Source organism: Janthinobacterium sp. SUN073, assembly GCF_030397665.1.
Classification (GTDB): Bacteria; Pseudomonadota; Gammaproteobacteria; order Burkholderiales; family Burkholderiaceae_D; genus Janthinobacterium.
This window is the reverse complement of the sequence record NZ_JAPUBT010000008.1, coordinates 224,646-250,248: the sequence shown is the minus strand read 5'-3', so window position 1 is coordinate 250,248 and position 25,603 is coordinate 224,646. Positions and strand designations below refer to the sequence as shown.

Here is a 25,603-nt window from a genome sequence, read left to right as displayed (position 1 = left end):
ACAACCGCCAGCGGCGCCACTCGCGCCTCGGCAATGTTCCACCCGCGTTGTTCGCTGAAAAATTCAGCAAACAGCTACGGGCGGCTTGAAACAAGAGTGTCCGCTATTGACAGTACACCTCACCTTGCCAAGTTTGTTCTTTATCAGATAAGTTTCAGCGTGCCTGCTTGCGTGACCTGGCCGCCTCGGTCTTGATGAGCGTTAAATGCGGGCATGCATCTTGTTGATGGCGCGACTGGAGCCTCATGACGCGCCAGCCCCTGCCCGCAAGACAGAACCGCTTATTGCGCCATTATCTGGCAGAAGCGGTTTCCCATGCGCGATCTCCTTACACTCGTGAACCAATGAAAAACATCACTGTCGAATACCGTCATAACTTTCCGCTTGATCCGGTGGACGTCGTTCGCGTGTTCGATCACTCCGGCATCAAGCGGCCCACCGGCGAGCTCCCGAGAATCGCGCGCATGTTTGCCGCGCCTTGCCTGTTGCTGTCGGCATGGGTGGATGGCGAGCTTGTGGGACTGGCCCGGTCGCTGACCGACCATGCGTATTGCTGCTATCTCTCGGACCTGGCCGTCGACAAGCACTACCAGGGCCTGGGTATCGGCAAGGAGCTGGTCAAGCGTACCCAGGCCATCATCGGCGATGAAGTGTCCCTGCTATTGCTCTCCGCTCCCGATGCCATGTCCTACTATCCCACGCTCGGTTTTGAACTCGCCGGCAATGCATACGTCATTCGGCGCAAACATTGAGTGAGCGCTTACAAGAACTCTTGCACCCTTATGATACCTGTCTACACCCTCACCGAAGCCCTGGCACAAGACCCCGCTCGCGTCACCAGGACGCAATCGCTCACCCTCGACAGCGCCAAGCCCCTCATGGGACTGAAAGGCAGGCACGGCCTGTTTGCCTCGGACGCATGGTGGGACAGCATCAAAGCCGGCCGCATCCAGACGCAAACGGTGACGGGCAGCATCGAACGCACGTATTTCGCGGGCCAGGACAGCCGCCGTGGCGATCAGGTCAACAGCTTCACCTTGCGCCTGGCTGACGGTTCGACAGTCGACGAAAGCATCTATACGCACCGCAAGCAGGACATCGCGCTGTTCGTGCCCGGCGCCATGGTGACGATGGTGTATGCGCTGGACGAACTGAAGGAACAGCCGGCCGCGGATGGCAGTGTCAATGTCGCGCGTATCGTGCTGGAAATGTCCATTTCTACGCGGTAAAGCGATTATGAAGTATTAAGGCAATGCCAAAAAAATGAAGGTCATCAAGAGTAATGCTAATGATGTGGTGACCAGTTATGGGAGGGAATGACATTCGCTGGTCTCCTGGGTGAGCGTAGGGTGCAAGCTGCCGCGACAGCAATCTTCGCAAACTTGACTTAAGCAAATTTCCAACCGAAATTCGTTTGACCGCCCCCTGCGCCAGGACTAGAGTCGTCGAAGAGACCTCAACCGACTGCATCCCCACGCCATGGCCAAGCCCTTTCCCTTGAACCCCAAGAATCCCGAACGCATCTGCTGGGGTTGCGACAAGTATTGCCCGCCGGACGCCATGCGTTGCGGCAATGGTTCCGAGCGCACGCAGCACCCCATCGAACTGTTTGGGGAAGGCTGGAATGACTGGGGGCTGGCGGCCGCTGACAAGAAAGAGGACGAAAGCAAGCCTTAAGGCAAGCGCACCATGCGGCGCGCCGCTACAATCGCTCATCACGCCTGCGCTGAGAAAATCACCATGCAAGAAACCCTGTCCCGCTGGCTGGCAAGCAGTGCCGGTGACTACACCTTGGTCGAACACCCGGCCGTGCACACCATCGATGAAGCACTGAACCACGTGCCAGCCATGTCCGGCCTGATGGTGAAAAACCTGTTCGTGCGCGACGAGAAGGGCCGGCGGCATTTTCTCGTCATCGTGCCGTTCGACAAGCGCATCGATCTGGCGGCATTGGGGCGTTTGCTGACGGTCAGCAAGCTGAGCATGGCCTCGCCCGAGCGCTTGCTGCAGCACCTGGGCATCACGCCCGGCTCCGTCAGCCTGTTTGCGCTGATTCACGACAGCGCGCACGCGGTGGAACTGGTGCTGGACCAGGCCGTATGGGAAGCTGATTCTGTGCAAGCCCATCCGCTGCGCAACACGGCCACGGTGGCGCTGTCGCACGCTACCTTGCTCAGTTTCCTTGCGCACACGGGGCACGCGCCCCATATCGTGCCGGTACCGACGATTCAATAAGGTAATCTCAATGCCCGGCCACGGATGCCGCACCGCTGCGCCGGCCCGGCCGGAAACCGTGCGCGCTGGCCGACCAGGCGATCACGAAAGCCAGCACCAGCAACGCCACCATGGCCCAGGGAAAGGCGCCCGCGCCCCAGGTTTCCAGCAAGGCGCCGCCCGCCACGCCCGCGGCTGCAATCGCCCCATTCCACGCCACCACATTCATCGACAAGGCCACATCGGCGCCGCTGCCGGCCGTGTCGGCCAGCGCCGTCTGTAACAGCGTTGCCGCGCCGCCGAAGCTCAGGCCCCAGACGGCCATGCCCAGGTAGACGACGGCGGGGAGGTGCGATGCGATGCCCAGCACAAGGGCCGTCGTGGCGAACACGGCAAGGCTGGCCAGCACGCTGGCGCGCAGGTGGCGCTCGACCAGCTTGCCCGTGATCCAGATGCCGGCCATGGCCGTGGCACCAAAGACGAGCAGGACCAGGTCGATGCGTCCCGTCAATCCGGCAGGGGCCACAAACGGGGCAATGTAGGTGTAGAGAATGTTGTGCGCCAGCATCCAGGCGATGACGACGGCCAGCACGGGCCGCACGCCCGGCGTCGTGAAGACGCGGCGCAGGGGCAGGCGCTCATGGACGGACTGCCCCGGGTAGTCCGGCACTTTCGCCAGCACCCAGGCGATGAGTGCCAGGGTCAGGGCGGAAATGATCCAGAACGCGGCGCGCCAGCCCACCAGCGAACCGAGCAGGGTACCCAGCGGCACGCCCAGCGACAGGGCGACGGGCGCGCCCACCATGGCCAGCGCCAGGGCGCGGCCTTGCTGGTGGGGCGCCACCATGCGCCGCGCGTAGCCGGCCAGCAAGCTCCACGCCAGCCCGGCCGCCATGCCGGCAAAGAAGCGGGCCGCCAGGGTCAGCCAGTAGTGGGACGACAGCGCCGTGACGGTATTGAACACGAGAAAGCCGATGATGGTCAGCAGCAGCACGTTGCGGCGGCGCCAGCCGCGCGTGGCGATGGTGAGCGGAATGGCTGCCAGCAGGGAACCGAGTGCGTAGGCCGTGACCATTTGCCCGGCCAGCGCGGCGCTGATGCCGAGGCCCGCGCTGATCTGCGGCAGCAAGCCGGCGGGCAAGGTTTCCGTGACGATGCAGATAAAACCCGTCATGGCCAGGGCCAGCAGGCCGGCGACGGGGAGGCGGTCGGCCAGCGCAGCGCTGGTTCCGGTAGTGAGTGTGGCGTGATTCACGGCAAACATCCTTGTAAAGAGATCAGGCGCAGGAGTGCCCTGACCGTCATGGTGGTACATATGTATCGATCGGTATAAATATAGGCGATGGTGCGCTCCGTTGTCAATGACTTCTGTATCGAGTAGTATGTAAGTAGCATATAGGTAGATGAGAAGGAGTGATGGATGGCGCAAATGGGACGGCCGCGCACGTTCGACCGGCAGGCGGCGGTCGAGCAGGCCATGTTTTTATTCTGGCAGCAGGGATATGAATCGACTTCCTTGAGCCAGCTCAAGGCGAGCCTGGGCGGCGGCATTTCCGCTCCCAGCTTTTATGCGGCGTTCGGCTCGAAGGAAGCGCTGTTCCGCGAGGCGGCGCAATGCTATCTGGATACCTTTGCGCTGGTGACGGCGTGTTTATGGGACGATGGCCTGGCGCCGCGCGCGGCCGTCGAGTTGGCCTTGCGCCAGTCGGCGGCGATGCAGGCCGAGCCGGGGCATCCGCCGGGCTGCATGGTGGCGCTCGGCTGCATGAGCGCGCCGACGGCCGAACATGCGGCCGTGGCCGCGCCCCTCACCGCTTCGCGCGCACGCACGCGCGCCGGCTTCGTGCATTGCGTCGAGCGGGGTATGACCGGCGGAGAGTTGTCCGCGCAGACGGATGGGGTCGCGCTGGCAGCCGTGTTTGACAGTTTTTTATCGGGCGTGGCTATCCAGGCCCGCGATGGCGTGGGCTACGCCGTGTTTGACCCTGCCATCACGCAGGTGATGCGCGTGTGGGATGCCAATCGCGGTGTTGAATAACCGGCTGATTCATCAGACGCTTGCCGGGCATTATGTATTGCATTGATTGATAAATATTTCCGTTAAGAAATTTTTGAAATTATAATATGGACATTCTTTTAAGGAGTGTCCATGTTGTCTCAATTCAAAAAATCTGTATTGGCATCAACCTTATTGTATATCGCTGGCGTATCGGCAACGTATGCGGCAGAAGAAAAGCAATATCTGATCTCGGCCAAGCCCGGCAAGGAAGTATGCGTCGCGGATGAGGCCAGCAAGTCGCAGGTATGCGTTGCAGGCGGTAATTTTTCGCATGATGTGTATAGCTTGAAAATCGATGGAAGCACGGTACTCAAAGGTATCGATGACCAGCTTTCGGTGGGATTGGCTGGTAATTACCAGAATCAGGCCATCGCCTTTGTTTGCGAAGCCCAGAACATATTCCCTAAAGAAACCCCGGAAGCAACCCTGGCGGAAGTGCAAAGACTGATGCCCAATTCGCCGCCGGAAAGAATCAAGACGATTGCCGGCCTGCTTCGGCCAGGTCCGATGGGAATGGAGATCGGCAGATTGTGCAAGGCCAGCCGCAATGGCCAAGCTTTCATCACCGTGCAAGTGATGTTCGACTGATCTGACTGCCAACTGTCAACTGCCGCGCCGCAGCCAGGGTCCGGCAGGACGGCCGGGCCAGCGCCGCACTTGCTTGTCACTTACCTATCTGTGTTGAACATAAACTCCAGCACATCGTCGCCATACTTGTCGGTCTCTCCCGTCGCGGTCCAGCCCAGGTAGCGGTAAAAGCCGTAGGAGCGCGAGGCGGGGTCGCTGGAGCAGCCGAGGAACAGCCGTTGATGGCCTTGCGCGCGCAACTGCTCCATGATCTGTTCCAGCAAGGTCTTGCCGATGCCCAGACCTTCGAATTCCGGTAGCAGGGCCAGGACGATGATTTCGCCCGTGTCGCGCTCGCCAAAGCAGTAACCGACCAGCTGGCCGTCATGATGGCAGACCTGGCCGGGCAGGCTGCCTGAGCGCATCATGTCCGCCCAGGATTCGGTCGTGATGCCCACTTCCGCCAGGCGCTCCGCGGAAATGGCGTTTTGCCGCGTCTTGCCGCGCAATGCGATGAAGGCCGGGGTGTCTTCCGCCTTGGCGGGATGGAAAGTGATCGATGCTGGATGTGTCGTCATGTGTGTGTTAATGGTTGGATGGTAGTGAAGGATTGACTCCCCAGGATTTATTCCCAGGATTTGCGCATGATGCGCGCATGGCGCTGCCAGTCATAGGCTTTGGTATTCTCGATGGCCTGCTGGCCGGGATTGCCGCTATCGATGATTTCATCCTTGACGAGTATCAAGTCATTCTTTTCATTCAAGCGATATTCCCGATAGCGCTCGCAATCCTGTGCGCGCCGGGCGATGGTAATTAATTTGCTGGCCCTCCATGCATAGCTGTCCTCATAAAAGCATTGCGCCGCGCAGCCGCAATTGGCGATGCCGCCTTCGATTCTCTGGTCGGCTATGCTGATTTCCAGATTCGGAATCGCTGACAATGGCTCGTTGAAACGGTATTGTTTTGCTTGCGTATCCCACAGCCACACATCGGAACAGCGGATGCGTCCCTGGCTATCCGTGTAACCGGTCACCCACAGGTCGGCATGGCCGTCAAAATCCATGTCCAGCAGCAGCGCATGCAAATTGCCCGTGCCGCTGCTGCTGCAACTGCCAGCGACCCACTGCTTGCCGATTTTCAGCTGGTAGGTCTGTTTTTCATCGTGATTGACATAGCGGATATCGGCCGCTTGCCGCACTTTACCTGTCGCGGCTTTGTCCAGGTGCAGCGTGGCGCCATCAGCCGAGGTGGAAAGCAGGGATAAAAGTAAAACAATCAGTTTCATGGAGATATTCTTGGGCTGGCATTTGTCCTCATGCCGGAATTAAATCGTGCGGTGAACGATCATAACGCAGGATTTGGGCAATGCGCCACACCATACCCTATCGTGCATTCTGCGTCTTGCCTTGCTGTGTACAATGCCCAAAATCCCCGAACAAGGAATCTTCATGAGCATATCGACAGCATCTTTTAATGAAGCGGGCATCCTCGCTTATAACGACGGTAATTACGCCGAGGCGTTCAAGCAATTCGATGCGGCCGCGCGCACGGGCGATCCTGCCGGCCAGCATTTATTGGCCAGCCTGTCACCAGGGTCATGGCGTCGAGCAAAATTTGCCGAAGGCGGTAGAACTGTTCACGGCCGCCGCGCAGGCGGGTTTTCCACCCTCGCTGGCCAATCTGGCCCTGATGTATGCGAGCGGCGATGGCGTCGCGCAAGACATGGCCCAGTCGCTGGCTTTCGGGCGCCAGGCGGCCGAGGCGGGCGATGGCCAGTCGCAATTCAACCTGGCGCAGGCTTACCGCAAGGGCGATGGTGTACCGCAAGACTTTGTCGAAGCGGCGTTCTGGTACAAGCAGGCGGTCGAAGCCGGTTCCCTGTCGGCGCAGAATGAATATGGCTTGCTGTACGCGCAAGGGCAGGGCGTGGAGCTCGACTACGTGCAGGCGTATGCATGGATTGCCATGCCGGCCGAGGCCGGCAGCGCGCAATCGATCAAGAACCGCGACCAGTTGCTGGAAATCCTCACGTCGTCACAGCAGCAAGCGGCGCGCACGCTGGCCGCCGAATATGCGGCGCAGTACGGCGTCAATCCTCACTAGATTTCTTTGCCGGCAGCTTGCTGAGCACGCCGGCCGCATCGAGTTCATAGCTATCGAAATCGCGCGCCAGAAATAACTCACCCGAGTAATGCAGGCGCGCTTCCGCTTCCAGTTCGGCCATGCCGTCCGCATTGTGATAGCGGGCGCTGAAGTGCGTCAAAATCAGATTGGGCAGGCGCACCGACTCAGCAAACTGCGCCACGCGCTGCACGGAACTGTGCGTGGGGCCGGGGCCGACCTTTTGCAGCATGGCTTCCGTGTAGGTGGCTTCGTGCACGAGCAGTTGCGCACCGGCACAGGCGTCCGTCAGCAACGCTGGCGTGTCGTTGTCGCCGCCGATCACCACCGTGGCGCGCTGCGTTTCCACCTGGCGGAAAGCGGCGGCGCGCAGGATCGTACCATCGTCCAGGATCGCATCCTGGCCAGCCTGCAATAAGCCCCAGGCGGGGCCGGGCGGCGCGCCGGCTGCTTGCAGGGCCGCCTTGTCCAGCTTCCACCTGCTTGTTTCCAGCGCAAAACGGTAGCCCACGCTCGGGGCGCGGTGCGACAGCGCGTGGCGCGAGATGGTCAAGCCCGCTGCTTCATGCACGACTTGCGCGCAGTCCACGTCGATGTGGATCAGCGGATACGTCAAAAATAGTTCCGTGTGCAACAGGGTGGCGTCGATCCAGGCCTTGATGGGGGCCGGGGCGATCAGCAGCAAGGGTTTCTTGCGACCCGTCATGGAGGCGCTGGCCAGCAAGCCCGGCAGGCCATAGCTGTGGTCGCCATGCACGTGGGTGATGCAGATGCCGACCAGGTCGTGCACGGACAAGGGCAGGCGCTGCAGCCGGTGCTGCGTGGCTTCGCCGCAATCGATCATCCACCAGTCGCGGTTGTGCGTGGTTTGCAGGGCCAGCGAGGTGACGTTGCGGTGGCGCGTGGGCACGCCGGAAGACGTGCCGAGAAAAGTCAGTTTGAACATGCCCGCATTATGCGGCAGGCGTGCCCGCTTGCCAACGCCGCTGGCCTCAGCCTGCCAAAGGCGCGCTCAATTTGTCCTTGTAGATGCGGCCGTTTTTCATGATCAGGAACAGGCTTTCCTCGGGATGCGCGAGGAAATCAAGGTTTTTCGTCGGGTCGCCCTCGGCCACCAGCAAGTCGGCAAACGCACCCACGGCCAGCTTGCCCAGGGCGCCCGGGTAGGGCGAGCGTTGGCCGGACAAGGCCAGCAACTGTCCATTTTGCCCTGTCGCCTGCGCCAGCAGGGTCAACGGGTCGTAAAAGCGCGTGAGCTTGGCCAATTGCCGGCCCTGCGTGGGCGTGTTTTTCGCGTTGAACAGGATATCCGTGCCCCAGCCCGTCCTGATGCCGTACTTTTGCGCCAGCGCATACGCCTTCACCGTGCCTTCCGAAACAATGGCCTGGCTGGCCTTGCGCGCCGCATCGGGGTAGACATTCGCATCCGCGTCTTGCAGGAAAGGCTGCAAGCTCCACCATGTGCCCGTGTCGCGCATCATGCGCGCCGATTCGTCGTCGGCCAGCTGGCCGTGCTCGATGCTGCGCACGCCCGCGCGGATGGCCCGCTGTATGCCTTTCGGCGTGTACACATGGGCCATCACATACGTGCCCCAGTCGGCGGCCGCTTCCACGCCCGCGCGCAGTTCGCGTTCCGAATACTGCGTGCTGTCGAGCGGGTCGTACAGTGAGGCGACGCCGCCGCCGGCCATCATCTTGATCTGCGTCGCGCCCAGCATCAGTTGCTCGCGCACGCGGCGCAGCACTTCCGCCTCGCCATCGGCGATCATGGCCATGCCCGCCGTTTCCGCCATGCCCAGCGGCGCGTTGGCCGCGCGCGGGATCTCCGAGCGCAAACGGAAGTCGCCATGGCCCGAGGTTTGCGAAATCATGGCGCCGGATGGAAAGATGCGCGGACCGTCGACGATGCCTTCGTCGATGGCGCGTTGTAATGCAAAGGCGGGGCCGCCAGGATCGCGCACGGATGTAAAGCCCCGCAGCAGGGTGCGCCGCGCTTCCTGCGCCGCCACCAGATATAAATAGCCGACGTCGGACGTCATGGCCGTCACCTGGTTGATGGCGGCCAGCATGGTGTGCCAGTGGGCGTCGATCAGGCCCGGCATGACCAGCTTGCCCTGGCAATCGATCACTTGCGCGCCCTCGACTTTCTCGCCGGCCGGCGGCAGGGCGGTAATGCTTGCCCCCGTCACCAGCACATTGACACCGGAACGGGGTGCTTTGCCCGTGCCATCGAACAGGCGCAGATTGGTCAACAGCAGGGGGCGCTGGGGCGTTTGCGGTTGCTGGGCGATGGCATTGCTGGTGGACAAGCCGATGAAGGGCGCCAGCATGGCGGCCGTGCCGCCGAGAAATTGCCGGCGCCGCATGTCCGCCATCACCCGCTGGTGCAGGATGGTAAAGACGGTGCCGCCGCAGTCGCAGGCGCGCGGCTTCAAGCCGCCCGTCTGCCAGGTGTCCGCCAGATGCTGCTCTTGTGCAAGGGCCATCGCGCCATCCTTTCATCGCTGCCGCGCCAGGAGCGTGGCAGCAGGTAAAGTTAATGATTAGAAACTATTCCCATTGAAAGCCGCCAGCGGGGGCAAGTCAAGCGTGCACTTGCTTTACGGCAAAGAATGTAGCATCGGCTGTTCAAGGTGCATGCTGGCCGCTATTTTCCCCTTCGCCCGCCGTGTAATCGACAAAACCGTCGCGGCGGCAAAAACTGACCAGTTGCATGCCGGCCTGGCGCGCGATGCGGATGGCCAGCGAGGTGGGTGCGGAGATGGTGGCGACGAGCCCGATATGCATGCGCGCCGACTTGCGCACCAGTTCATAGCTGGCGCGGCTGGACAGGAAGACGAAGCCGTCATGCATGGCGATGCGGTGCAGCGCCAGGTAGCCGATCAGCTTGTCGAGACCGTTATGCCGGCCCACGTCCTCGAACACTTTCACGATGGCGCCTTCGGCCGTGCACCAGGCGGCCGCATGCACGCCGCCCGTCTTGTGCATCAGCTCCTGGTAAGGCAGCAGTTCGCGCGCGGCGCGCCCGATGATGGCGCTGCTGGCCACCAGCGGCGGCAGCGGACGCGTAATTTTCTCCGGCACCAGGTCCAGCAGGGCCAGGCTTTCGATGCCGCACACGCCGCAACCGGTGCGTCCGGTCAGCGCGCGGCGGCGGGCCTTGAGCTTGATCAAATCCGGCTGGGCGATGGTCAGCCGCACTTCCGCGCTATCCTCGCCGCAACACACATCGAGGTCATAGATGTCGCGCACGCTGCCGACGATGCCTTCGGTCAAGGTAAAGCCGACGGCGAATTCCTCCAGGTCGCGCGGCGTGGCCATCATCACCGCGTGCGCGATGCCGTTGTAGACGAGGGCCACGGGATATTCCTCGGCCACCATGTCACGGCCTGCCGTGGCCACGCCCCCCTGGTGGCGCACCATGGGCACTTCCAGAAATCCATCGCGTTCGATGGTCGTGGTATCAAAGTCCATGCTGTTCTCCGGTTAATTGATCTGATAGCGCGGGCAGGGCCTGATCGAAGGCGGCAGCGGGTCGCCATGCAATTCCAGCAGCGAGCGTTCCGTTTCGCGCGTCATGGCGTTCAGGGCCAGGCAGTTCGGTGCCAGGCCGAACGGTTCAGCGATCTGCTGCGCGATGGCTTCCAGCGCAAACAGGGTGTAGGCGACAAACACGGAAATGAGGGGCGTGGCCACGCCGATGGCGTCCACCAGGCCCAGCGGCAGCAAGAAGCAGTACATGTAGACCGTGCGATGCACCAGCACGCCGTACGGGTATGGAATCGGCGTGTTCTTGATGCGTTCGCAACCGGCCACCGTGGCGGCGAGGTCGTTGAGCTGCGTGTCGAGCATCCACAGCAGCTGCGTCTGGCCCGGCTGGCGCTGCACGGCCTCGTACAGCATGGCCCGCACCGTATGCAGTACGGCGACGGGCTTGAAGTTGACGCCCTGCAAGCGCTGCATGTCCTCGGCCGGCAGGTAGCGCGCCAGGTCTTGCTGCGGGTCCGTCTGGCGCAGCTGGTGCTTGAGTGCGTAGACGAAGGCGATCAGGCGGCGCAGCAGCAATTCATGGTCCAGGCCACTCGTTTCCTGCGGCAAATATGTGAGCGCCTGTGAAGCGAGGGCCCGCGCGGCGATCAGCAATTGCCCCCAGATATGCCGCGCCTCGACAAAGCGCGCATAGCTGGCGTTGTTGCGAAAGCCGAGGAAGATCGCCAGGCTGATGCCGACCATGGGAAACGGCGCCGTATCGAGCGGAATCTTGACGCCGAAGATGCGGCCATCCGTCAGCAGGGCCAGCGAACTGACGACCAGCATCAGCAGCAATTGCGGAATGATGGCTTGCAGCACCGAGCCATTCCAGACGAACAGCATGCGGAACCAGTTGGTGGTAGGCCGAATGATCATATTGGATGCCGCTCAATGCTTGTGGGGCACGACTTTGCCCTCGAAGACGTAGTATTGGAACAGGTTGTAGCCGATCATGATCGGCAGCATGGAACCCATGCCGATCAGCATGAAGATCAACGTCGGCTCGTCCGATGCGGCCGCCGCGATGCTCAGCTTGCCTGGCACCAGGTCGGGGAAGAAGCTGATGGCCAGGCCCGCGAACGAAGCCAGGAATAGCACGATGGCGCCGCGGAACGGTCCGCGCACGCCGTTCACGTGCACGGCCCACAGGATGTAAATGAAAGCGCTGGCGGCGATGGCGGCCAGGGCCAGCAACACGCCGAACACGCCAGGCTGCGCCCAGCGGTCGTGGCCGATGGCGCTGAAGACCATGGTGCCGGCCGACAGCACGATGGCGGCCGCGACCGTCGCCAGCACGCTGGTGGTTGCGTAGCGGCGCGCCGCCGCTTCCAGCTGGCCACCCGTCTTCTTGATCAGGTAGGTGCTGCCCAGCAGGCAATAGCCGGCCACCACGCCCAGCGCCGTGCAGGCCGTGAATACCGCACTCAGCGGGCCAGGCTGCAAGCCCGTGATGACCTTGCCCAGCACCACGCCTTGCGCCACGGCGGCCAGCAGGCTGCCCACGCCGAAGACCAGGTCCCACAGGCGCTTGTTGCCGGCCGCATGGCGGAATTCGATCGAGGCGCCGCGCATGATCAGGCTGGCGATCAGCAGCATGATGGGAATGTACAGCTGTTCCAGCAAGGTGGCGTAGGCGCTGGGAAAGGCGCCGAACAGGGCGCCGCCCACCACCACCAGCCAGGTTTCATTGGCGTCCCACACGTGGGCGATCGATTGAAAGATTAGGTTGCGTTCCTGCTCGCGGCGGGTGAGCAGGCTGAGGATGCCCACGCCCAGGTCGAAGCCGTCCGTGACGACGTAAAAGATCAGCATCAGGCCGATCAGGCCGAACCAGGCATTGCCCAGCATGGCATGCGAATTCATTTCCATTACAAACTCCTTGATTGATGGGGGCGCATTTCAATACCCCACGGCATGGGCGGCGTTCGGCAGCGGCAGCGCCAGGTCCGGGCCTTGTTGCAGCCATTTCCTGGCGAACACAAAAAACGTAAGGAACAGCACGATGTAAAACACGCAGAACATCAGCATGCTGCCGCCCACGGCGTGGGCCGCCACGTCGGAGACGGCGTCGCGCGTGCGCAGCAAGCCGTACACGACCCATGGCTGGCGTCCCACTTCGCGCACGATCCAGCCGCACTCGACGGCGATGTAGGGCAGCGGTATCGTCAGCACCCAGGCCAGCAGCAGCTTGCGATTGCGCACGAACTCTTGCACGCGCCCACCCACCTTGCGCCAGGCCACGAAGGTCCAGAACGCCAGCAGCACGAACCACATGCCGATGCCGGCCATGGCGCGAAACGCGTAGTACAGCAGCGGCAGCATGGGTGGCTGGTCTGCGCGGGCGATGTCGGCCAGGCCAGTGATCTTGCCCGTGGCGCTATGCGTGGCGATCACGCTGAGCATGCCGGGCACTTCGAGCGACCAGTCGTTCTTTTGCTCCGCCTGGTTGGGCCAGGCCAGCAAGGACCAGGCCGCACCCTCGCCATCGGGATTCGTGTGCCAGTGACCTTCGATGGCCGCGCCTTTGGCGGGCTGGGTCTTGAAGACATCGACGCCACTGGAGTCGCCGAGCCACACTTGCAACGGAGCGATGACGAGCAGCAGCATCAGCGCCAGCTTGAACGAGCGGGCGAAGAAGGCCGGTTCGCGGCGCTTGAACATATACCAGGCGGAAATCCCCGCGATGACGAACAGGCCCGTTTCCACGGCGGCCACCCACATGTGGCCCACGGCCCAGGCCATGTCGGGATTGAAGATGGCGGCCACGTAATCGGTGACGATGACCTTGCCGTCGAGCACGCGCACGCCGGCCGGCGTCTGCATCCAGGAATTGGCGACCATGATCCAGAACGAGGAAATGCTCGACCCGAGCGCCACCATTCCGGTGGCAAACAGGTGCACGCCCTTCGGTACGCGGCCCCAGCCGAACATCATGACGCCGATGAAGCCCGCTTCCAGCATGAAGGCCATGGCGCCCTCGAAGCCGAGGATGTTGCCGATGAACTGGCCGGAATGGTGCGAGAACGGCGCCCAGTTGGTGCCGAACTGGAATTCCAGGGGAATCCCGCTGACGACGCCGACGGCAAAGTTCAGCACCAGCAGCTTGCTCCAGAAGCGCGCGTGGCGGTAGTAGACGGGGTCGCTGGTGCGCAGCCACAGCGCCTCGACAACGAACAGGAACAGCGACAGGCTGATCGTCAATATGGGCCACAAAATGTGGAAGATGGCCGTCATCGCAAATTGCGCGCGCGACAGGTCCAGGGTATCGAAACCGAACATGGCGTTCTCCTGATCAGCTGAGGGCGGCCGAAGGCGACAGCAGCACGGGGATGGATTTGAAGGTCGGCGTGCGCGAACCTTCGCCCACGCTGTCCAGTGGCACCAGCGGATTGGTTTCCGGGTAGTAGGCGCCGATGCAGCCGCGCGGAATGTCGTACTCGACCAGCAGGAAGCGGTCGGCGCGGCGGGCTATGCCGTCATGCCACACGCCGATCAGGTCGACCCAGTCGCCGGCCGCAAAGCCCAGCATGGCCAGGTCGTCCTTGTTGATGAAAACCACGCGGCGTTGGCCGAACACGCCACGATAGCGGTCGTCCATGGCGTAGATCGTCGTGTTGTACTGGTCGTGCGAACGCGTCGTCATCAGCACCATCAGGCGCTCGCCATATTGCTGGCGCGCACGGTGGATCGGCGTGTCCAGTTCCACGGCGTTGACGAGGAATTGCGCCTTGCCGCTCGGCGTCTTCCACACCCGTTCGCGCGAGGCGATTTCAAGGTGGAAACCGCCCGGCTTGGCTATGCGCAAGTTGTAATCGAAAAAGTCATCGAATACTTGCTCGATGGAATCGCGCAGCAGCGCATAGTTGCCGGCATAGCGCAGCCAGTCGATCTTCTCGCTGCCGATTGTTGCTTGCGCCATGCCGGCCACGATGGCGATTTCCGAGCGCAGGTTGGGCGAGGCGGGCTGGTTCATGCCGAACGAGATGTGCACCATGCTCATCGAATCTTCCACCGTCACGCCTTGCGCCACGCCTTGCTGCACGTCGATTTCCGTGCGTCCCAAAGTGGGCAGGATCAGCGCATCCTTGCCGTGCACCAGATGGCTGCGGTTGAGCTTGGTGGCGATATGCACCGTCAGGTCGCACGAGCGCAGCGCGTCCCAGGTGCGCGGCGTGTCCGGCGTGGCCATCGAGAAATTGCCACCCAGCGCGACAAACACTTTGACTTTTTTCTCCAGCATGGCGGCGATGGTGCCGACGGCGTCGTAGCCGTGGTGGCGCGGCGGCTCGAAGTTGAACACCAGGCCCAGGCGGTCGAGGAATTCCTTGGTCGGCTGTTCCTCGATGCCCATGGTGCGGTCGCCCTGCACGTTCGAGTGGCCGCGCACGGGGCACAGGCCCGCGCCGCGCTTGCCGATATTGCCGCGCATCATCATCAAGTTCGACAGGATTTGCACGGTGGCCAGCGAATTCTTGTGCTGCGTCACGCCCATGCCCCAGGTGGCGATGACGGCCTCGCCTTTCACGTAGATCTGCGTCAACTCTTCGATCTTGTCGCGCGCCACGCCCGATTCGGCGATCAGCAAGTCCCAGCTTTCGGCGCGCAGGTCGGCCGCGAAGGCATCGAAGCCGCTCGTGTGTTCGGCGATGAAGGCGCAGTCGAGCACGCGCTCCTGGCCGTGGGCGATGGCCTCGTCATCGAGCTCGACGACGCGCTTGGCCATGGCCTTGATCAGCGCAAAGTCGCCGCCCAGGGTGGGGCAGATGAACAGCGAGCAAATGTTGGTGCTGGCGCCCGTCAGCATTTCCAGCGGATGCTGCGGGCTGGTGAAGCGTTCCAGGCCCCGTTCATGCAAGGGGTTGATGGAGACGATGGTGGCGCCACGGCGCGACGCTTCGCGCAATTCGCCCAGCATGCGCGGGTGGTTGGTGGCCGGGTTCTGGCCGAACAGCAGCAGGGTGTCCGCATGCTCGAAGTCGTCGAGCAACACCGTGCCCTTGCCGATGCCGACCGTTTCCGGCAAGCCACGGCTGGTGGCTTCGTGGCACAGGTTGGAGCAATCGGGGAAGTTGTTCGTCCCGTAGGCGCGCACGAACAGTTGATACAAAAAGGCCGCTTCGTTGCTGGCGCGGCCAGACGTGTAGAAGGCGGCCTGGTTCGGGTCGTCCAGCGCGTGCAGGTGGTGCGCCACCAGAGCGAACGCGTCGTCCCAGGCAATGGCCTGGTATTTGTCGCTGGCGGCGTCGTACACCATGGGATCCGTCAGGCGGCCATGTTGTTCCAGATCATAGTCCGACTGCTCCATCAGTTCGGTGACCGTGTGTTCCTGGAAAAACTCGGGGCGCACGCGCTTGCTCGTCGATTCGGCCGCCACGGCCTTGACGCCGTTTTCGCAGAATTCAAACGTGGACGCGTGTTCGCGGTCGGGCCAGGCGCAGCCGGGACAGTCGAAGCCGTCGGGCTGGTTTTGCTCGAACAGCGAACGGTAGTTGCCCGCGCTGACTTTTTCCTTGAACAGATTGATGGCCACGTACTTGAGGGCTCCCCAACCGGCCGCGGCATGGGTGTAGGGCGCGATGCGCGCGTCGGACTTTGGCTTGCTCATGATGACTCTCCTGGTGATATGCGATGGGACAATCACATGGTAGGGGCGGCAGGCGGGAGCGTAGGCGCACAGTTCCGGACAAAAAAACAGAGTACAGATGGAACGATGGCGATGTGCGTCGCGTCCGCGTCGGCCGTGATTTATGATGTGGACAAGGAGAAAAAACATGCACAAGGAAGAAGGGATCGACACAGCGCTGATAGCGCTGCTGGCGCTGCTGTGGGAGGCGCGGCAGGAGGCGCCGGAGAAAGCGTGGTCGCTGGCCAAGCTGGCCAAGCGGGCAGGGGTACAGATGAGCACTTTGCTGCGCCAGCTCAATGCCTTGTCCAGCGCGGGCCTGGTGACAGTCGTCACGGCGGAGAGCGGCGGCGGCAGCGCATCCTTGAGCGCGGCGGGCGCGCAGCTGTGCGCCAGCATGTTCGCGCCGCCGCCAGCAGAGTAAAGCCGAATCTGTACTCTATCGCCTGGCGCCGGACTGTACCTCTTGGCCTGCCCCCATTCGTCTTATGCTACATCCTGACGAATGCACATCAAGGGGGAAGCACAATGAACACCATCCTGTATCCGCAGCCAGCGCTCCGGCAGCCAGACCATATCGCGCCCTGCGTGGACATGCTGGGGCGCCCCCTGACGGACTTGCGCATTTCCGTCATCGACCAGTGCAATTTCCGCTGCACCTATTGCATGCCGGCCGAGCTGTACCCCAGCGATTACCCGTTTCTGCCATCGAGCGAGCGCCTGTCCTTCGCGCAGATCGACACCATGGCGCGCGCCTTCGTGCGCCTGGGCGTGGATAAAATCCGCATCACGGGCGGCGAACCGCTGCTGCGCAAGAACCTGGAACAACTGATCGAAATGCTGGCGCGGCTCACCACGCCGGACGGGCGCGCCGTCAGCATCGCGCTGACGACGAATGGCAGCTTGCTGGCGGCCAAGGCGCGTTCGCTGAAGGATGCGGGCCTGGAGCGGGTCACCGTCAGCCTCGACAGTCTTGATAACGGCATTTTCCAGCGCATGAATGGCGTCGATTTTCCTGTCGAGAAAGTGCTGCACGGTATCGAGGTGGCGCAAGCCGTGGGCTTGCATCCCGTGAAGGTCAACATGGTCGTGCAGAAAGGCGTCAACGACAGCCAGATCGTGCCGCTGGCGCGCCATTTCCGCCACACGGGCGTGATTCTGCGCCTGATCGAATTCATGGACGTGGGCGGCATCGGCGCCTGGTCGCGCACGCATGTCGTCACGTCGGACGAAGCGCGGGCGCTGATCGCGGCGGAATTTCCCCTCGTGTCGCTGGGCGAAGGCAAGCCGATCTTGCACGAAACGGCCAGCCGTTATAGTTACCTCGATGGCGGCGGCGAAGTGGGTTTCATTTCCAGCGTGTCGCAGCCGTTCTGCGGCGACTGCAGCCGCGTGCGCGTCTCGTCGGATGGCAAGCTGTTTACCTGCCTGTTCGCCCACGACGGCCTCGACCTGCGGCCCCGGCTTGACTCGGCGCAAGGACTGGAAGCCCTGTTGCGCCAGCACTGGCAGCGCCGTGGCGACCGCTACTCGGAAGTGCGCGGCGCGCTGGCCCAGGCCGGCGGCGCCCAGCGCAAGCAGTATCCCACCGTGCGCATGTCGCTGGTGGGCGGGTGAATGGTTTACAGAAATTCGGTGATGAGTTTGCCGAGCAGAATAATGGCTTGCTCGACGCCCACGCTCCACGGATAGCTGTAATTGAGGCGGATGCAATGTTTGTAGGCCTGGCTGACGGAAAACATGCGCCCCGGCCCCACCGTGATCTTGCATTCCAGCGCGCGCCGGTACAGCTGCATGGAGTCTATGTCGCCGGGCAACTCCACCCACAGCACGTAGCCGCCCTGCGGGTGCGAGATTTTCGTGCCAGCGGGAAAGAAGCGCTGCACGGCGGCGGCCATGATGCGCGCCTGCTGGGCATACGCCTTGCGGGTGCGGCGCAGATGCTGTTCGTAGCCATCGTTTTGCAGATATTCGGCGATGGCCAGCTGGGGAAACGCGGACGTAGCCAGGGTATTGAGGAATTTGAGTTCCTCCACCTTGCCCCGATAGCGCCCGGCCAGGGCCCAGCCCACGCGCTGCGCGGAACTGAGGCTCTTGGAAAACGAGGAACAGTGCAACACCAGGCCCTTGCGGTCGTAGGACTTGAGCGAGGACGGGTGGGCGTCGCCGTAATACAGTTCGTTGTAGACGCCGTTTTCGATGGCGGGCACGTCGTGCTGCTCCAGCAGCTGGACCAGGGCGCGCTTGCGCTGGTCCGACATTTGAAAGCCCAGCGGATTCTGGAAATTCGGCATCACCATGACGGCGGCGATCGGCTGGCGGGCCATGATGTCGGCCAGCGCCTCGATGCTGATGCCTTCATACGGATCGGTGGAAATCTCCACCACCTTCATGCCCAGCCGCTCGACGGCCATCAGCATGGCATAGAAGGTGGGCGACTCGACGGCGATGGTATCGCCCGGCTTGGCCACCGCTTGCAGGCACAGGTTGATCGCTTCCGTGGCGCCCACGGTGACGATGATTTCATCGGGATCGACGGCCAGGCCGTTTTCCATGTAGCGGCGGGCGATTTCGCGGATCAGCTGCGGGTTGCCCGGCGGCAGGTCGTCCGTCACGCTCCAGGCGCGGTTGCGGCGCGCCACGGTGCCCGCATACTGGTTGATGCGTTCCCAGGGAAACCGCGAAGGGTCGGGGTAGGGCGAGCCCAGCGGGATGGCGTCGTGCAAGCCGATCGAGCGCAGGGTCGACAGCACCAGGCGGCTGACGTGCACTTCGGCCGGCACGGGGCTGGGGTGCGACGCCTGCATGCACAGGGACGGCGCGGTCGTATCGCTGGTCCGCTGGCGCACGAAGTAGCCGGACTGGGGCCGGCTTTCGAGCACGCCCATGCTTTCCAGCTTGACGTAGGCGCGCAGCACCGTGGTGATGCTCAGCTTGTGCTGCTGGCTGGTCTGGCGCACCGAGGGGATGCGTTCACCGGGCAAGAGCACGCCCTTGTCCACCAGTTGCTCGATGTCGCTGACGAGCTTTTCATACAATTTCATGCAATGGTATCCATTCTTGATTCTTGCTCTACGTCATTGCATTATCGTCCAATTCATGACTACCTATAGTTACAGTAATCGCATGTTGCTTAAATGAAACTGCCATCCGGCACTTCCTGGTTTACCATCCACCTACAACATCAAAAGAGGAAACTCTGTCATGGCAATTCCACAAAGCATGCTGTCTGTCGTCGCGCGCGACGAAGTGCATTTGCAGTTCAATGTGAAGGCCGGCGTCGATATGCGACAGTTGTTCAAGTTGCTCAGTAAATTGTGGGAATCCGAGGTCACGGGCATCCTGGACCCCACCCTGAACCGCCACCATCAGTTGACGGGCGGCACGGCCAATGTGGTGCTGGGATTCAAGCCTGAGCTGTGGCGCGCCGCCTGTCCCGGCTGCGTGCCGGACAACATGGAATCGTTTGCGCACGATCTGGTGGGCGCCAACGGCAAGACGGCGCCGGCTACCCAGCACGATTTCTGGGTCTGGATCACGCAGTCGAACGCGGCCACCCTGTACGACAGCATGCGTACGACGCTCACCTTGCTGAGCTCCTGCGCCGAGCTGGCCAGCGAGCAGGTGTGTTTTCCGTATCACAATAATGTGACCTTTGACGGCTTTGCCGACGGCGTCGCCAATCCGAATCCGTTCCGCGCCCACGGCGTGGCCATCATTCCGGACGGCGAGGCGGGCGCGGGCGGCTCCACCGTGCTGCTGCAGAAATGGCGCATGGATGTGGAGCGCCTGCGCGCCTTGCCCGTGCACGCGGCGGAACAGGTGTGGGGCCGCACCAAGGCCGGCAGCCATGAATTGTCGCCGCTGCCCGTCGATTCCCATGTGGGCCGCAACCAGTTTCTGCGCGATGGCGAGGAAGTCGATATCGTGCGCCGTAATGCCAATTACGCCAATGCCGGCGAGGCGGGCGTCATGTTTGTCGGTTTCTGCCGCGATATCACGGTGACCATGGGCATGCTGCGGCAAATGTATGGCGTAGGCTATGATGGCGTCAGCAAAACGGACAGGTTGCTGGATTTTTCCACGCCGCTGTCGTCGGCGATCTATTTCGTGCCCAGCATCGATGCCTTGCTGGCCGTGGGTATTTCGCCAGCCGATCCCGGCTAAGGGCCGCCTGGCGGTTCCCGGTCCTGTCCCTATTCTTTACTTTACAAGGAGTTTTCCATGCGTATTCGTCCCGCCACACTGTTGTCCGCCCTGATCTTCGGCAGCGTCGTCTTCAGCGCTTCCGCTTCCGCCGTCGGCCTGGGTTTCCTGGCCGATACGCCGATGGCTTACCTGAACAAGAATGACAAGCCCGTCTTCGTGAAAGCCGTCGCCGACGTGCTCAATGACAAGAAGGATGGCGAAACCGTGCAATGGAGCAATGAAGGCTTGCGCAATTCCGTGCGCATCGCCGCCGAGATCACGGCCAGCGACACGGAAAAAACGGACGCGCAAACCTGCCGCAAGGTGCAGGTGGGCTTGAGCGCCAAGGGCCAGGAACAGACCCTCAAGCTGAAAGTCTGCAAAGCCGGCACGGCCGCGTGGAAAGTGGCGAAGAGCTGATTTCCCGTGCATTGCCCTTGCCGGTTCTGCGCCGGCAAGGTGCGACTTTCGTCTAAGAGCCTATCCCAGTAGGGAGCGTCTTCTGCTGGCAGCGCATCAGGAGCGCGGACAAGGCGTGAGGAGGACGCGTGGCGAGCCACGCAACGACGATCAACGCAGTCCCCGCTTCTGAGGGGCGCCAGCAGGGGATGTATTCATCTACTGGGATAGGCTCTAAGTAGGTCGTGGGAAATTATTGTGAAGTTATGACGAACAGAACCGGATGCTCTGCAAGGCGCCCGCTGCGACGCAGTGCGAGCACTGCTAGCAGCGGGCAACACCGCAGAGCGTCGGTTATGGAAGTCAGAAATCACAATAATTTATTGCGACCTGCTTAGGTAAGTCTGGCAGCGGTTAGAATCACGCTTTACCCTCACTTTTCCCAACTACATGCAGCAAAGTCGCCTCCTGTTCTTCCGCCTGGCCGGCCAGTTTCGCCGCTATGGCGCCATCGTTGCCGCCACCTTGCTGGCTGTCGGCGTGGCGTCCGCCACCGATGTGTTGTTAATCCGCCAGTTGCAAAACGTCGTCGATGCCATGCGCACGACGGCCAGCGAGCAGGTCGCGCCAGTGTCCGGCGTGATGGGCATGCTGCAGGGCTGGGTCGACCGCTTCCTGCCCGCGCACGCGGGACAGGTGGACTTGTGGGTGATTCCCGCCACCATCCTGGGCCTGGCCGTGCTGCGCATGGTGTCCAGTTTTTCCGGCGACTACGGTTCCGTATGGCTATCGAGCCGGGTGCAAGCCGATTTGCGCGAAAAAATGTTCGCCACCATCATGCGCCTGCCCAGCCGCTTCTTCGATACCACCACCACCAGCTTGACGCAGTCGCGCGTGGCCTTCGACGCCAGCCAGGTGTCGCAGGCGGGCTTGAACGTGCTCAACGTGATGGTGCGCGATTCCGTCGCCACCGTCGGCTATCTGATTTTGCTGTTCAGCATCGATGTGAAACTGGCCCTGTTCTGCATGGCCTCGATGCCCATCGTGGCCATCGTCGTGACCCTGGCGGGACGCCGCATGCGCCACCTGAGCAAGAGTTCGCAGCAAGCCGTGGGCGAGCTGACGTCCGTGCTGGACGAAAGCATCGCCGGCCAGCGCGTGGTGAAGATCTTCGGCGGGCAGGATTATGAACAGGCGCGCTTCGTCGACGTCGTCAAGCGCAACCGCCAGCTGGCCGTCAAGCATGCCGCCACCTCGGCCATGAATTCCGGCTTCATCATGATGCTCGTCGGCATTACCCTGTCTTCCGTGATTTACTTTGCCATGCTGCGCGCGCAAAGCGGCGCCATCACGCCGGGGGCCTTCGTCGCCTTCATGGGCGCGCTGATGGCGATGCAGTCGCCGATCAAGAATTTAACCAAAATCAATGAGCCGCTGCAGCGGGGCCTGGCTGCGGCCGAGTCCGTCTTCGGCCTGATCGATACGCCGCTGGAGCCGGACCCGGGGACGGTGGCCCCGGCGGCCGTGCAGGGCAATTTGTCCTTGCAAAACGTCCACTTCCGCTACAACAGCGACGATCCCGATGCGCCCACGGCCTTGAGCGAGATCACGCTCGACATCCGCGCCGGCGAAACGGTGGCCCTGGTGGGCGGCTCGGGCGGCGGCAAGACGACCTTGCTGGGCTTGCTGCCGCGCTTCTACGACGTCAGCGGCGGCCAGATCCTGCTCGACGGTGTCGACGTGCGCGACTACGCGCTGCTGGCCCTGCGGCGTCAGTTCGCCCTCGTCAGCCAGGATGTGATTTTGTTCAACGACACCATGGCGGCGAATATCGCGTATGGCGACCCGGCCCCGGACCAGAACAGAATCGAAGCGTCGGCGCGCGCCGCCTACGCGCACGACTTCATCATGCAGCTGCCGCAAGGCTACGCAACGCAGGCGGGGCAGAACGGTTCGCGCCTGTCGGGCGGACAGCGCCAGCGCCTGGCCATCGCCCGCGCCCTGTACAAGGACGCGCCGATTCTGCTGCTCGACGAAGCGACCAGCGCGCTCGATACGGAGTCGGAGCGACAGGTGCAGGCGGCGCTGGAAGTGCTGATGCGCAACCGCACCACCATCGTCATCGCCCACAGATTGTCCACCATCGAAAGCGCCGACCGCATCGTCGTCATGCAGGGCGGGCGCCTGGTGGAGTCGGGCAGCCATGCCGCCTTGCTGCAGCAGGGAGGCGCGTATGCACGGCTGCATGCGAGCCAGTTGTCTCCCGTCAAGAATGGCGCGGCTTAGAGCCTATGCCAGTAGGGAGCGTCTTCTGCTGGCAGTTCATCAGGAGCGCGGACAAGGCGTGAGGAGGACGCGTGGCGAGCCACGCGACGACGATCAACGCAGTCCCCGCTTCTGAGGGGCGCCAGCAGGGGATGTATTCATCTACTGGGGTAGGCTCTTAGAACACATGAATTTCCTGTAATACCAGCGTGGCGCCCGACGCCGCGCCTTCCACGCGAAAGGTGGCGGTGAGGTCCGACCAGGCGCCGTTCAGGGGCAGGGAATGACGCACCTCGGCGATCACTATGCCGCCATCCGGGCCGTCCGGGCGCTCGACACAGCGTTCATGCGGCGCGCCGCTGGCCAGCGCCGCCGGCGTGACGCGATACACGCTGCCGTCCGCATACGGCTCCGGCGAACCATACCCTTCGATCACGGCGCGCAGCAGCGCCGGCGTCCAGCCGTAATACGCGTCGTGCGCGGTGCGCGTATGGGCACACGCGTAATCGCCGCGCGCCAGGTCGGCGATCCAGGCATCGATGAGGTCCAGTATCTGGGTGTCGCCGGGGGCGGCGGGCAAGTGCATGGCTTTCTTTCGTGACAGGGGAAAACGTTGCCTTCCATTATGATGGCAGCCGCAGAATAACATTGCAACGGAACACAATGCACACACCACAGACGACGCGCGCGGCACTGGCCGCACTGCTGGGCATGGCCCTGGCCTTGCCGCTGGCGGCACAGGAACTGGCGCCAACGCCAACGCCAACCTTACAGGAGGAAGATCACAGCATGTACCTGGATGAAAATTTCATGCCGAGCAACCCGCGCCGCGCCGTGTATGCGCTGCGCACGCCGCCCGTGCGCGACGAGGCGCTGGGTGCCTGGCACGTGCGGCTCGAATTTCCCGATACGCCGGGCGCGCTGGCCTTTGAAACCTATGCCACCGATCTGGACCTGAGCCAGGTCAGGTTCGTGCGTTTTCGCAAGTATTACTACGAAAATGGCCAGCTGCTGCGCGAAACCTACTTCAATGCCCAGGGCGAGGAGTTGCTCGGCGGCTGCGTGTACTTCGAGAATGGCCAGGTCCAGCAGCGGGTGACTGCGTTGCCGAACGGGCGCGACAGCATCTCGGAAACGTATCACGAGAATGGCCAGCTGGCGCACAAGACGCTGTATCACGGCGACGAGATGGCCGATGGCGAGCAAGTGTCGTATGGCGCGAATGGCGCCGTCAGCAGCCGCTCGTATCGACGCAATGGCGAGATGCATGGCGTGCAGGAATCGTTTTATGCCGATGGCAAGCTGTTCCAACGGGGACAGTTCGTCGATGGCAAGCGCGAGGGCGAGTTTGTCACGGTTGCCCAGGACGGCAGCGTGCTGGCCAGGACCGTATGGGTGCACGGCCAGCCCGACGGCTGGTCGTTTGAAAGCCATGGCAATGGCGTCGTGTCGAACAAGTCGCTGTACCAGAAAGGTGCCGTGCTCAGCTTGCAAACGTGGGCTCCGAATGGCCGGCCCGTGTTTGCCTGGCAGAAAGACGCGCAGGGGCGCGACCATGGCGACACGACGGACTGGCATGCCAACGGCGTGCGCGCCAGCGTGACCCCGTTTGTCGAAGGCCAGCGCCACGGCTTGCTGCAGACCTGGTACAGCGATGGCAGCCTGCGGCAGATCGTGCCGTACGAACACGGCAAGAAGCACGGCATCGAGCGTCAGTGGGACCAGGCCGGCAAGCTGGTGCTGGAGCAGGCGTGGCAGGATGGCCAGCCCGTAGCGGCGAAGTAGGGGATCGCATGCCATATCGACAGACTATGCGGACCATGCGCCTGGCGCTGCTGGCGGCGTTGATTGCCTTGCCGCTGGCGGCGCAGGGCGATACGTCGTTCTATGACAACGGCCAGCTCAAGCAAAAGGTGACCCTGCTGCCAAATGGGCGTGACCGGATTGTCGAGACGTACCATGAGAATGGCCAGTTGATGAACCGCATCCGCTACCACGGCAAGCAGATGGCCGATGGCGAGTACGTGTCATACGGGCCGAATGGCAAGATGAGCAGCCACGCCTTCCTGAAAGGCGGCAAGATGCATGGGCTGCAGGAAGTGTTTTACGCCGATGGCAAGCTGTTCCAGCGCAGTCACTTTATCCATGACAAGCAGGATGGCGAGTTCCTCACCCTGGCCGAGGATGGCAAGGTGCTCGCGCGCAAGGTCTGGGTGGATGGCGAAGCCGATGGCTGGTCGTTTGAAAGCCATGACAATGGCCAGCTGGCGCAAAAGGCCCTGTACCGCAAGGGCAAGCTGCTCAGCATGCAGAAGTGGGACAGCAACGGCAAGCCGTCGATCGCCTGGCAGCAGGACGCGCAAGGGCGCGAGCAGGGCGATGTCACGGAATGGTATGACAATGGCGTGCGCGCCAAGGTCATCCCCATGCGCGATGGCCGGCGCCATGGCTTGCTGCAAGTCTGGGCCAGCGACGGCAGTCTGCTGCAGCTTGTGCCGTATGAACATGGCAAGAAGCAGGGCATCGAGCGCCGCTGGGACAAGCGGGGCAAGCAGGTGTGGGAGAAGGCTTGGCAGGCCGGAGCGCCAGTGCCTGCCGGGCTATAGGCACTAGGGGCGCGACCGCCTTTGCAGGTA

The 25,603-nt window shown here is 62.5% G+C and carries 27 protein-coding genes; 15 read left to right on the top strand and 12 right to left on the bottom strand.

What is annotated here, in order from left to right; translation table 11 throughout:
- The 5 genes from O0882_RS21280 to O0882_RS21260 form a co-directional block, all read left to right on the top strand.
- The coding region (locus O0882_RS21280; RefSeq protein ID WP_289951223.1) for a hypothetical protein at positions 1–195 on the top strand (195 nt) is incomplete at its 5' end.
- A gap of 50 nt (positions 196–245) precedes the next feature.
- Positions 246–752, top strand: coding sequence for a GNAT family N-acetyltransferase (locus O0882_RS21275; RefSeq protein WP_289951221.1), 507 nt, complete (start codon positions 246–248; stop codon positions 750–752).
- A gap of 30 nt (positions 753–782) precedes the next feature.
- A complete protein-coding gene (locus O0882_RS21270) occupies positions 783–1,229 on the top strand; it encodes a hypothetical protein (RefSeq protein WP_289951219.1) in 447 nt (148 codons plus the stop codon).
- A gap of 250 nt (positions 1,230–1,479) precedes the next feature.
- Positions 1,480–1,677 (top strand): DUF3079 domain-containing protein, encoded by a 198-nt coding sequence (locus tag O0882_RS21265; protein ID WP_096234537.1) that lies wholly within the window; start codon positions 1,480–1,482, stop codon positions 1,675–1,677.
- 63 nt (positions 1,678–1,740) lie between these two features.
- Positions 1,741–2,235, top strand: coding sequence for a prolyl-tRNA synthetase associated domain-containing protein (locus tag O0882_RS21260; RefSeq protein ID WP_289951214.1), 495 nt, complete (start codon positions 1,741–1,743; stop codon positions 2,233–2,235).
- 7 nt (positions 2,236–2,242) lie between these two features.
- Here O0882_RS21260 and O0882_RS21255 read toward each other — a convergent pair whose 3' ends face one another.
- Positions 2,243–3,388 (bottom strand): MFS transporter, encoded by a 1,146-nt coding sequence (locus O0882_RS21255; protein WP_289951246.1) that lies wholly within the window; start codon positions 3,386–3,388, stop codon positions 2,243–2,245.
- Between the two features lie 246 nt (positions 3,389–3,634).
- Between O0882_RS21255 and O0882_RS21250 the strand changes: the two genes are divergently transcribed.
- Both O0882_RS21250 and O0882_RS21245 read left to right on the top strand, forming a co-directional pair.
- Positions 3,635–4,252: a TetR/AcrR family transcriptional regulator gene (locus O0882_RS21250; RefSeq protein WP_289951212.1), complete on the top strand. Its 618-nt coding sequence runs from the start codon at positions 3,635–3,637 to the stop codon at positions 4,250–4,252.
- A gap of 111 nt (positions 4,253–4,363) precedes the next feature.
- Positions 4,364–4,861 carry a hypothetical protein gene (locus tag O0882_RS21245; protein WP_289951210.1) on the top strand — a complete coding sequence of 166 codons (498 nt, stop codon included), beginning with the start codon at positions 4,364–4,366 and terminating at the stop codon, positions 4,859–4,861.
- Between the two features lie 80 nt (positions 4,862–4,941).
- Here O0882_RS21245 and O0882_RS21240 read toward each other — a convergent pair whose 3' ends face one another.
- A complete protein-coding gene (locus tag O0882_RS21240; RefSeq protein ID WP_289951208.1) occupies positions 4,942–5,418 on the bottom strand; it encodes a GNAT family N-acetyltransferase in 477 nt (158 codons plus the stop codon).
- Between the two features lie 47 nt (positions 5,419–5,465).
- The gene (locus tag O0882_RS21235) at positions 5,466–6,125 is read right to left on the bottom strand and encodes a hypothetical protein (RefSeq protein ID WP_289951207.1); all 660 of its coding nucleotides are present in this window, start codon (positions 6,123–6,125) and stop codon (positions 5,466–5,468) included.
- Between the two features lie 188 nt (positions 6,126–6,313).
- On the opposite strand from O0882_RS21235, the gene O0882_RS21230 reads away from it, so the two are divergent.
- Entirely contained in the window at positions 6,314–6,943 is a 630-nt protein-coding gene (locus O0882_RS21230) for a tetratricopeptide repeat protein (RefSeq protein ID WP_354670281.1), read from the top strand.
- Here the strand turns inward: O0882_RS21230 and O0882_RS21225 are convergent.
- The 7 genes from O0882_RS21225 to O0882_RS21195 all read right to left on the bottom strand — a co-directional run bounded on the left by O0882_RS21225 (position 6,930) and on the right by O0882_RS21195 (position 16,097).
- Positions 6,930–7,907 (bottom strand): ribonuclease Z, encoded by a 978-nt coding sequence (locus O0882_RS21225; protein WP_289951204.1) that lies wholly within the window; start codon positions 7,905–7,907, stop codon positions 6,930–6,932. The two genes, O0882_RS21230 and O0882_RS21225, sit on opposite strands and share 14 nt — an antisense overlap.
- Positions 7,908–7,953: 46 nt before the next feature.
- A complete protein-coding gene (locus tag O0882_RS21220; protein ID WP_289951202.1) occupies positions 7,954–9,447 on the bottom strand; it encodes an amidohydrolase family protein in 1,494 nt (497 codons plus the stop codon).
- Positions 9,448–9,589: 142 nt separating this feature from the next.
- On the bottom strand, positions 9,590–10,435 hold the full coding sequence (gene fdhD / locus O0882_RS21215; RefSeq protein WP_289951200.1) for a formate dehydrogenase accessory sulfurtransferase FdhD: 846 nt from the start codon (positions 10,433–10,435) through the stop codon (positions 9,590–9,592).
- 12 nt (positions 10,436–10,447) lie between these two features.
- Entirely contained in the window at positions 10,448–11,368 is a 921-nt protein-coding gene (locus O0882_RS21210) for a bestrophin family ion channel (RefSeq protein WP_289951197.1), read from the bottom strand.
- 12 nt (positions 11,369–11,380) lie between these two features.
- Entirely contained in the window at positions 11,381–12,361 is a 981-nt protein-coding gene (locus O0882_RS21205) for a cytochrome d ubiquinol oxidase subunit II (protein WP_289951194.1), read from the bottom strand.
- Between the two features lie 30 nt (positions 12,362–12,391).
- Positions 12,392–13,771: a cytochrome ubiquinol oxidase subunit I gene (locus tag O0882_RS21200; protein ID WP_289951192.1), complete on the bottom strand. Its 1,380-nt coding sequence runs from the start codon at positions 13,769–13,771 to the stop codon at positions 12,392–12,394.
- A 13-nt stretch (positions 13,772–13,784) separates the two neighbouring features.
- On the bottom strand, positions 13,785–16,097 hold the full coding sequence (locus O0882_RS21195; RefSeq protein WP_289951191.1) for an FdhF/YdeP family oxidoreductase: 2,313 nt from the start codon (positions 16,095–16,097) through the stop codon (positions 13,785–13,787).
- A gap of 166 nt (positions 16,098–16,263) precedes the next feature.
- On the opposite strand from O0882_RS21195, the gene O0882_RS21190 reads away from it, so the two are divergent.
- Together O0882_RS21190 and moaA are read left to right on the top strand one after the other, a co-directional pair.
- The gene (locus O0882_RS21190; RefSeq protein WP_289951189.1) at positions 16,264–16,539 is read left to right on the top strand and encodes a helix-turn-helix domain-containing protein; all 276 of its coding nucleotides are present in this window, start codon (positions 16,264–16,266) and stop codon (positions 16,537–16,539) included.
- A gap of 104 nt (positions 16,540–16,643) precedes the next feature.
- A complete protein-coding gene (gene moaA, locus O0882_RS21185) occupies positions 16,644–17,732 on the top strand; it encodes a GTP 3',8-cyclase MoaA (RefSeq protein WP_289951187.1) in 1,089 nt (362 codons plus the stop codon).
- Positions 17,733–17,737: 5 nt separating this feature from the next.
- Here moaA and O0882_RS21180 read toward each other — a convergent pair whose 3' ends face one another.
- On the bottom strand, positions 17,738–19,159 hold the full coding sequence (locus O0882_RS21180) for a PLP-dependent aminotransferase family protein (RefSeq protein ID WP_289951184.1): 1,422 nt from the start codon (positions 19,157–19,159) through the stop codon (positions 17,738–17,740).
- 160 nt (positions 19,160–19,319) lie between these two features.
- Here O0882_RS21180 and O0882_RS21175 point away from each other — a divergent pair, with 160 nt between their 5' ends.
- From O0882_RS21175 to msbA, 3 genes are all read left to right on the top strand, one after another.
- Entirely contained in the window at positions 19,320–20,282 is a 963-nt protein-coding gene (locus O0882_RS21175; protein WP_289951182.1) for a Dyp-type peroxidase, read from the top strand.
- A gap of 57 nt (positions 20,283–20,339) precedes the next feature.
- Positions 20,340–20,723 (top strand): hypothetical protein, encoded by a 384-nt coding sequence (locus tag O0882_RS21170; protein ID WP_289951181.1) that lies wholly within the window; start codon positions 20,340–20,342, stop codon positions 20,721–20,723.
- 429 nt (positions 20,724–21,152) lie between these two features.
- Complete coding sequence (gene msbA, locus O0882_RS21165; RefSeq protein WP_289951177.1) at positions 21,153–22,988, top strand: lipid A export permease/ATP-binding protein MsbA; 1,836 nt, start codon at positions 21,153–21,155, stop codon at positions 22,986–22,988.
- A gap of 157 nt (positions 22,989–23,145) precedes the next feature.
- On the opposite strand, the gene O0882_RS21160 is transcribed toward msbA, so the two are convergent.
- Positions 23,146–23,553, bottom strand: a complete 408-nt coding sequence (locus O0882_RS21160; protein WP_289951176.1) for a hypothetical protein — start codon at positions 23,551–23,553, stop codon at positions 23,146–23,148.
- Positions 23,554–23,630: 77 nt separating this feature from the next.
- Between O0882_RS21160 and O0882_RS21155 the strand changes: the two genes are divergently transcribed.
- Together O0882_RS21155 and O0882_RS21150 are read left to right on the top strand one after the other, a co-directional pair.
- Complete coding sequence (locus O0882_RS21155) at positions 23,631–24,752, top strand: toxin-antitoxin system YwqK family antitoxin (RefSeq protein WP_289951174.1); 1,122 nt, start codon at positions 23,631–23,633, stop codon at positions 24,750–24,752.
- 26 nt (positions 24,753–24,778) lie between these two features.
- Complete coding sequence (locus tag O0882_RS21150; RefSeq protein WP_289951172.1) at positions 24,779–25,573, top strand: toxin-antitoxin system YwqK family antitoxin; 795 nt, start codon at positions 24,779–24,781, stop codon at positions 25,571–25,573.
- Positions 25,574–25,603 lie beyond the last annotated feature (30 nt).

Bases quoted from the DNA above. Each gene is read 5' to 3' on its own strand.
- msbA (WP_289951177.1), top strand. From the start codon at position 21,153: ATGCAGCAAAGTCGCCTCCTGTTCTTCCGCCTGGCCGGCCAGTTTCGC.
- O0882_RS21255 (WP_289951246.1), bottom strand. From the start codon at position 3,388: ATGACGGGTTTTATCTGCATCGTCACGGAAACCTTGCCCGCCGGCTTG.
- O0882_RS21250 (WP_289951212.1), top strand. From the start codon at position 3,635: ATGGCGCAAATGGGACGGCCGCGCACGTTCGACCGGCAGGCGGCGGTC.
- O0882_RS21190 (WP_289951189.1), top strand. From the start codon at position 16,264: ATGCACAAGGAAGAAGGGATCGACACAGCGCTGATAGCGCTGCTGGCG.
- O0882_RS21245 (WP_289951210.1), top strand. From the start codon at position 4,364: ATGTTGTCTCAATTCAAAAAATCTGTATTGGCATCAACCTTATTGTAT.
- O0882_RS21160 (WP_289951176.1), bottom strand. From the start codon at position 23,553: ATGCACTTGCCCGCCGCCCCCGGCGACACCCAGATACTGGACCTCATC.
- O0882_RS21180 (WP_289951184.1), bottom strand. From the start codon at position 19,159: ATGAAATTGTATGAAAAGCTCGTCAGCGACATCGAGCAACTGGTGGAC.
- O0882_RS21155 (WP_289951174.1), top strand. From the start codon at position 23,631: ATGCACACACCACAGACGACGCGCGCGGCACTGGCCGCACTGCTGGGC.
- O0882_RS21265 (WP_096234537.1), top strand. From the start codon at position 1,480: ATGGCCAAGCCCTTTCCCTTGAACCCCAAGAATCCCGAACGCATCTGC.
- fdhD (WP_289951200.1), bottom strand. From the start codon at position 10,435: ATGGACTTTGATACCACGACCATCGAACGCGATGGATTTCTGGAAGTG.
- O0882_RS21260 (WP_289951214.1), top strand. From the start codon at position 1,741: ATGCAAGAAACCCTGTCCCGCTGGCTGGCAAGCAGTGCCGGTGACTAC.
- O0882_RS21170 (WP_289951181.1), top strand. From the start codon at position 20,340: ATGCGTATTCGTCCCGCCACACTGTTGTCCGCCCTGATCTTCGGCAGC.
- O0882_RS21205 (WP_289951194.1), bottom strand. From the start codon at position 12,361: ATGGAAATGAATTCGCATGCCATGCTGGGCAATGCCTGGTTCGGCCTG.
- moaA (WP_289951187.1), top strand. From the start codon at position 16,644: ATGAACACCATCCTGTATCCGCAGCCAGCGCTCCGGCAGCCAGACCAT.
- O0882_RS21210 (WP_289951197.1), bottom strand. From the start codon at position 11,368: ATGATCATTCGGCCTACCACCAACTGGTTCCGCATGCTGTTCGTCTGG.
- O0882_RS21225 (WP_289951204.1), bottom strand. From the start codon at position 7,907: ATGTTCAAACTGACTTTTCTCGGCACGTCTTCCGGCGTGCCCACGCGC.
- O0882_RS21195 (WP_289951191.1), bottom strand. From the start codon at position 16,097: ATGAGCAAGCCAAAGTCCGACGCGCGCATCGCGCCCTACACCCATGCC.
- O0882_RS21150 (WP_289951172.1), top strand. From the start codon at position 24,779: ATGCGGACCATGCGCCTGGCGCTGCTGGCGGCGTTGATTGCCTTGCCG.
- O0882_RS21175 (WP_289951182.1), top strand. From the start codon at position 19,320: ATGGCAATTCCACAAAGCATGCTGTCTGTCGTCGCGCGCGACGAAGTG.
- O0882_RS21275 (WP_289951221.1), top strand. From the start codon at position 246: ATGACGCGCCAGCCCCTGCCCGCAAGACAGAACCGCTTATTGCGCCAT.
- O0882_RS21220 (WP_289951202.1), bottom strand. From the start codon at position 9,447: ATGGCCCTTGCACAAGAGCAGCATCTGGCGGACACCTGGCAGACGGGC.
- O0882_RS21200 (WP_289951192.1), bottom strand. From the start codon at position 13,771: ATGTTCGGTTTCGATACCCTGGACCTGTCGCGCGCGCAATTTGCGATG.
- O0882_RS21230 (WP_354670281.1), top strand. From the start codon at position 6,314: ATGAAGCGGGCATCCTCGCTTATAACGACGGTAATTACGCCGAGGCGT.
- O0882_RS21270 (WP_289951219.1), top strand. From the start codon at position 783: ATGATACCTGTCTACACCCTCACCGAAGCCCTGGCACAAGACCCCGCT.
- O0882_RS21235 (WP_289951207.1), bottom strand. From the start codon at position 6,125: ATGAAACTGATTGTTTTACTTTTATCCCTGCTTTCCACCTCGGCTGAT.
- O0882_RS21240 (WP_289951208.1), bottom strand. From the start codon at position 5,418: ATGACGACACATCCAGCATCGATCACTTTCCATCCCGCCAAGGCGGAA.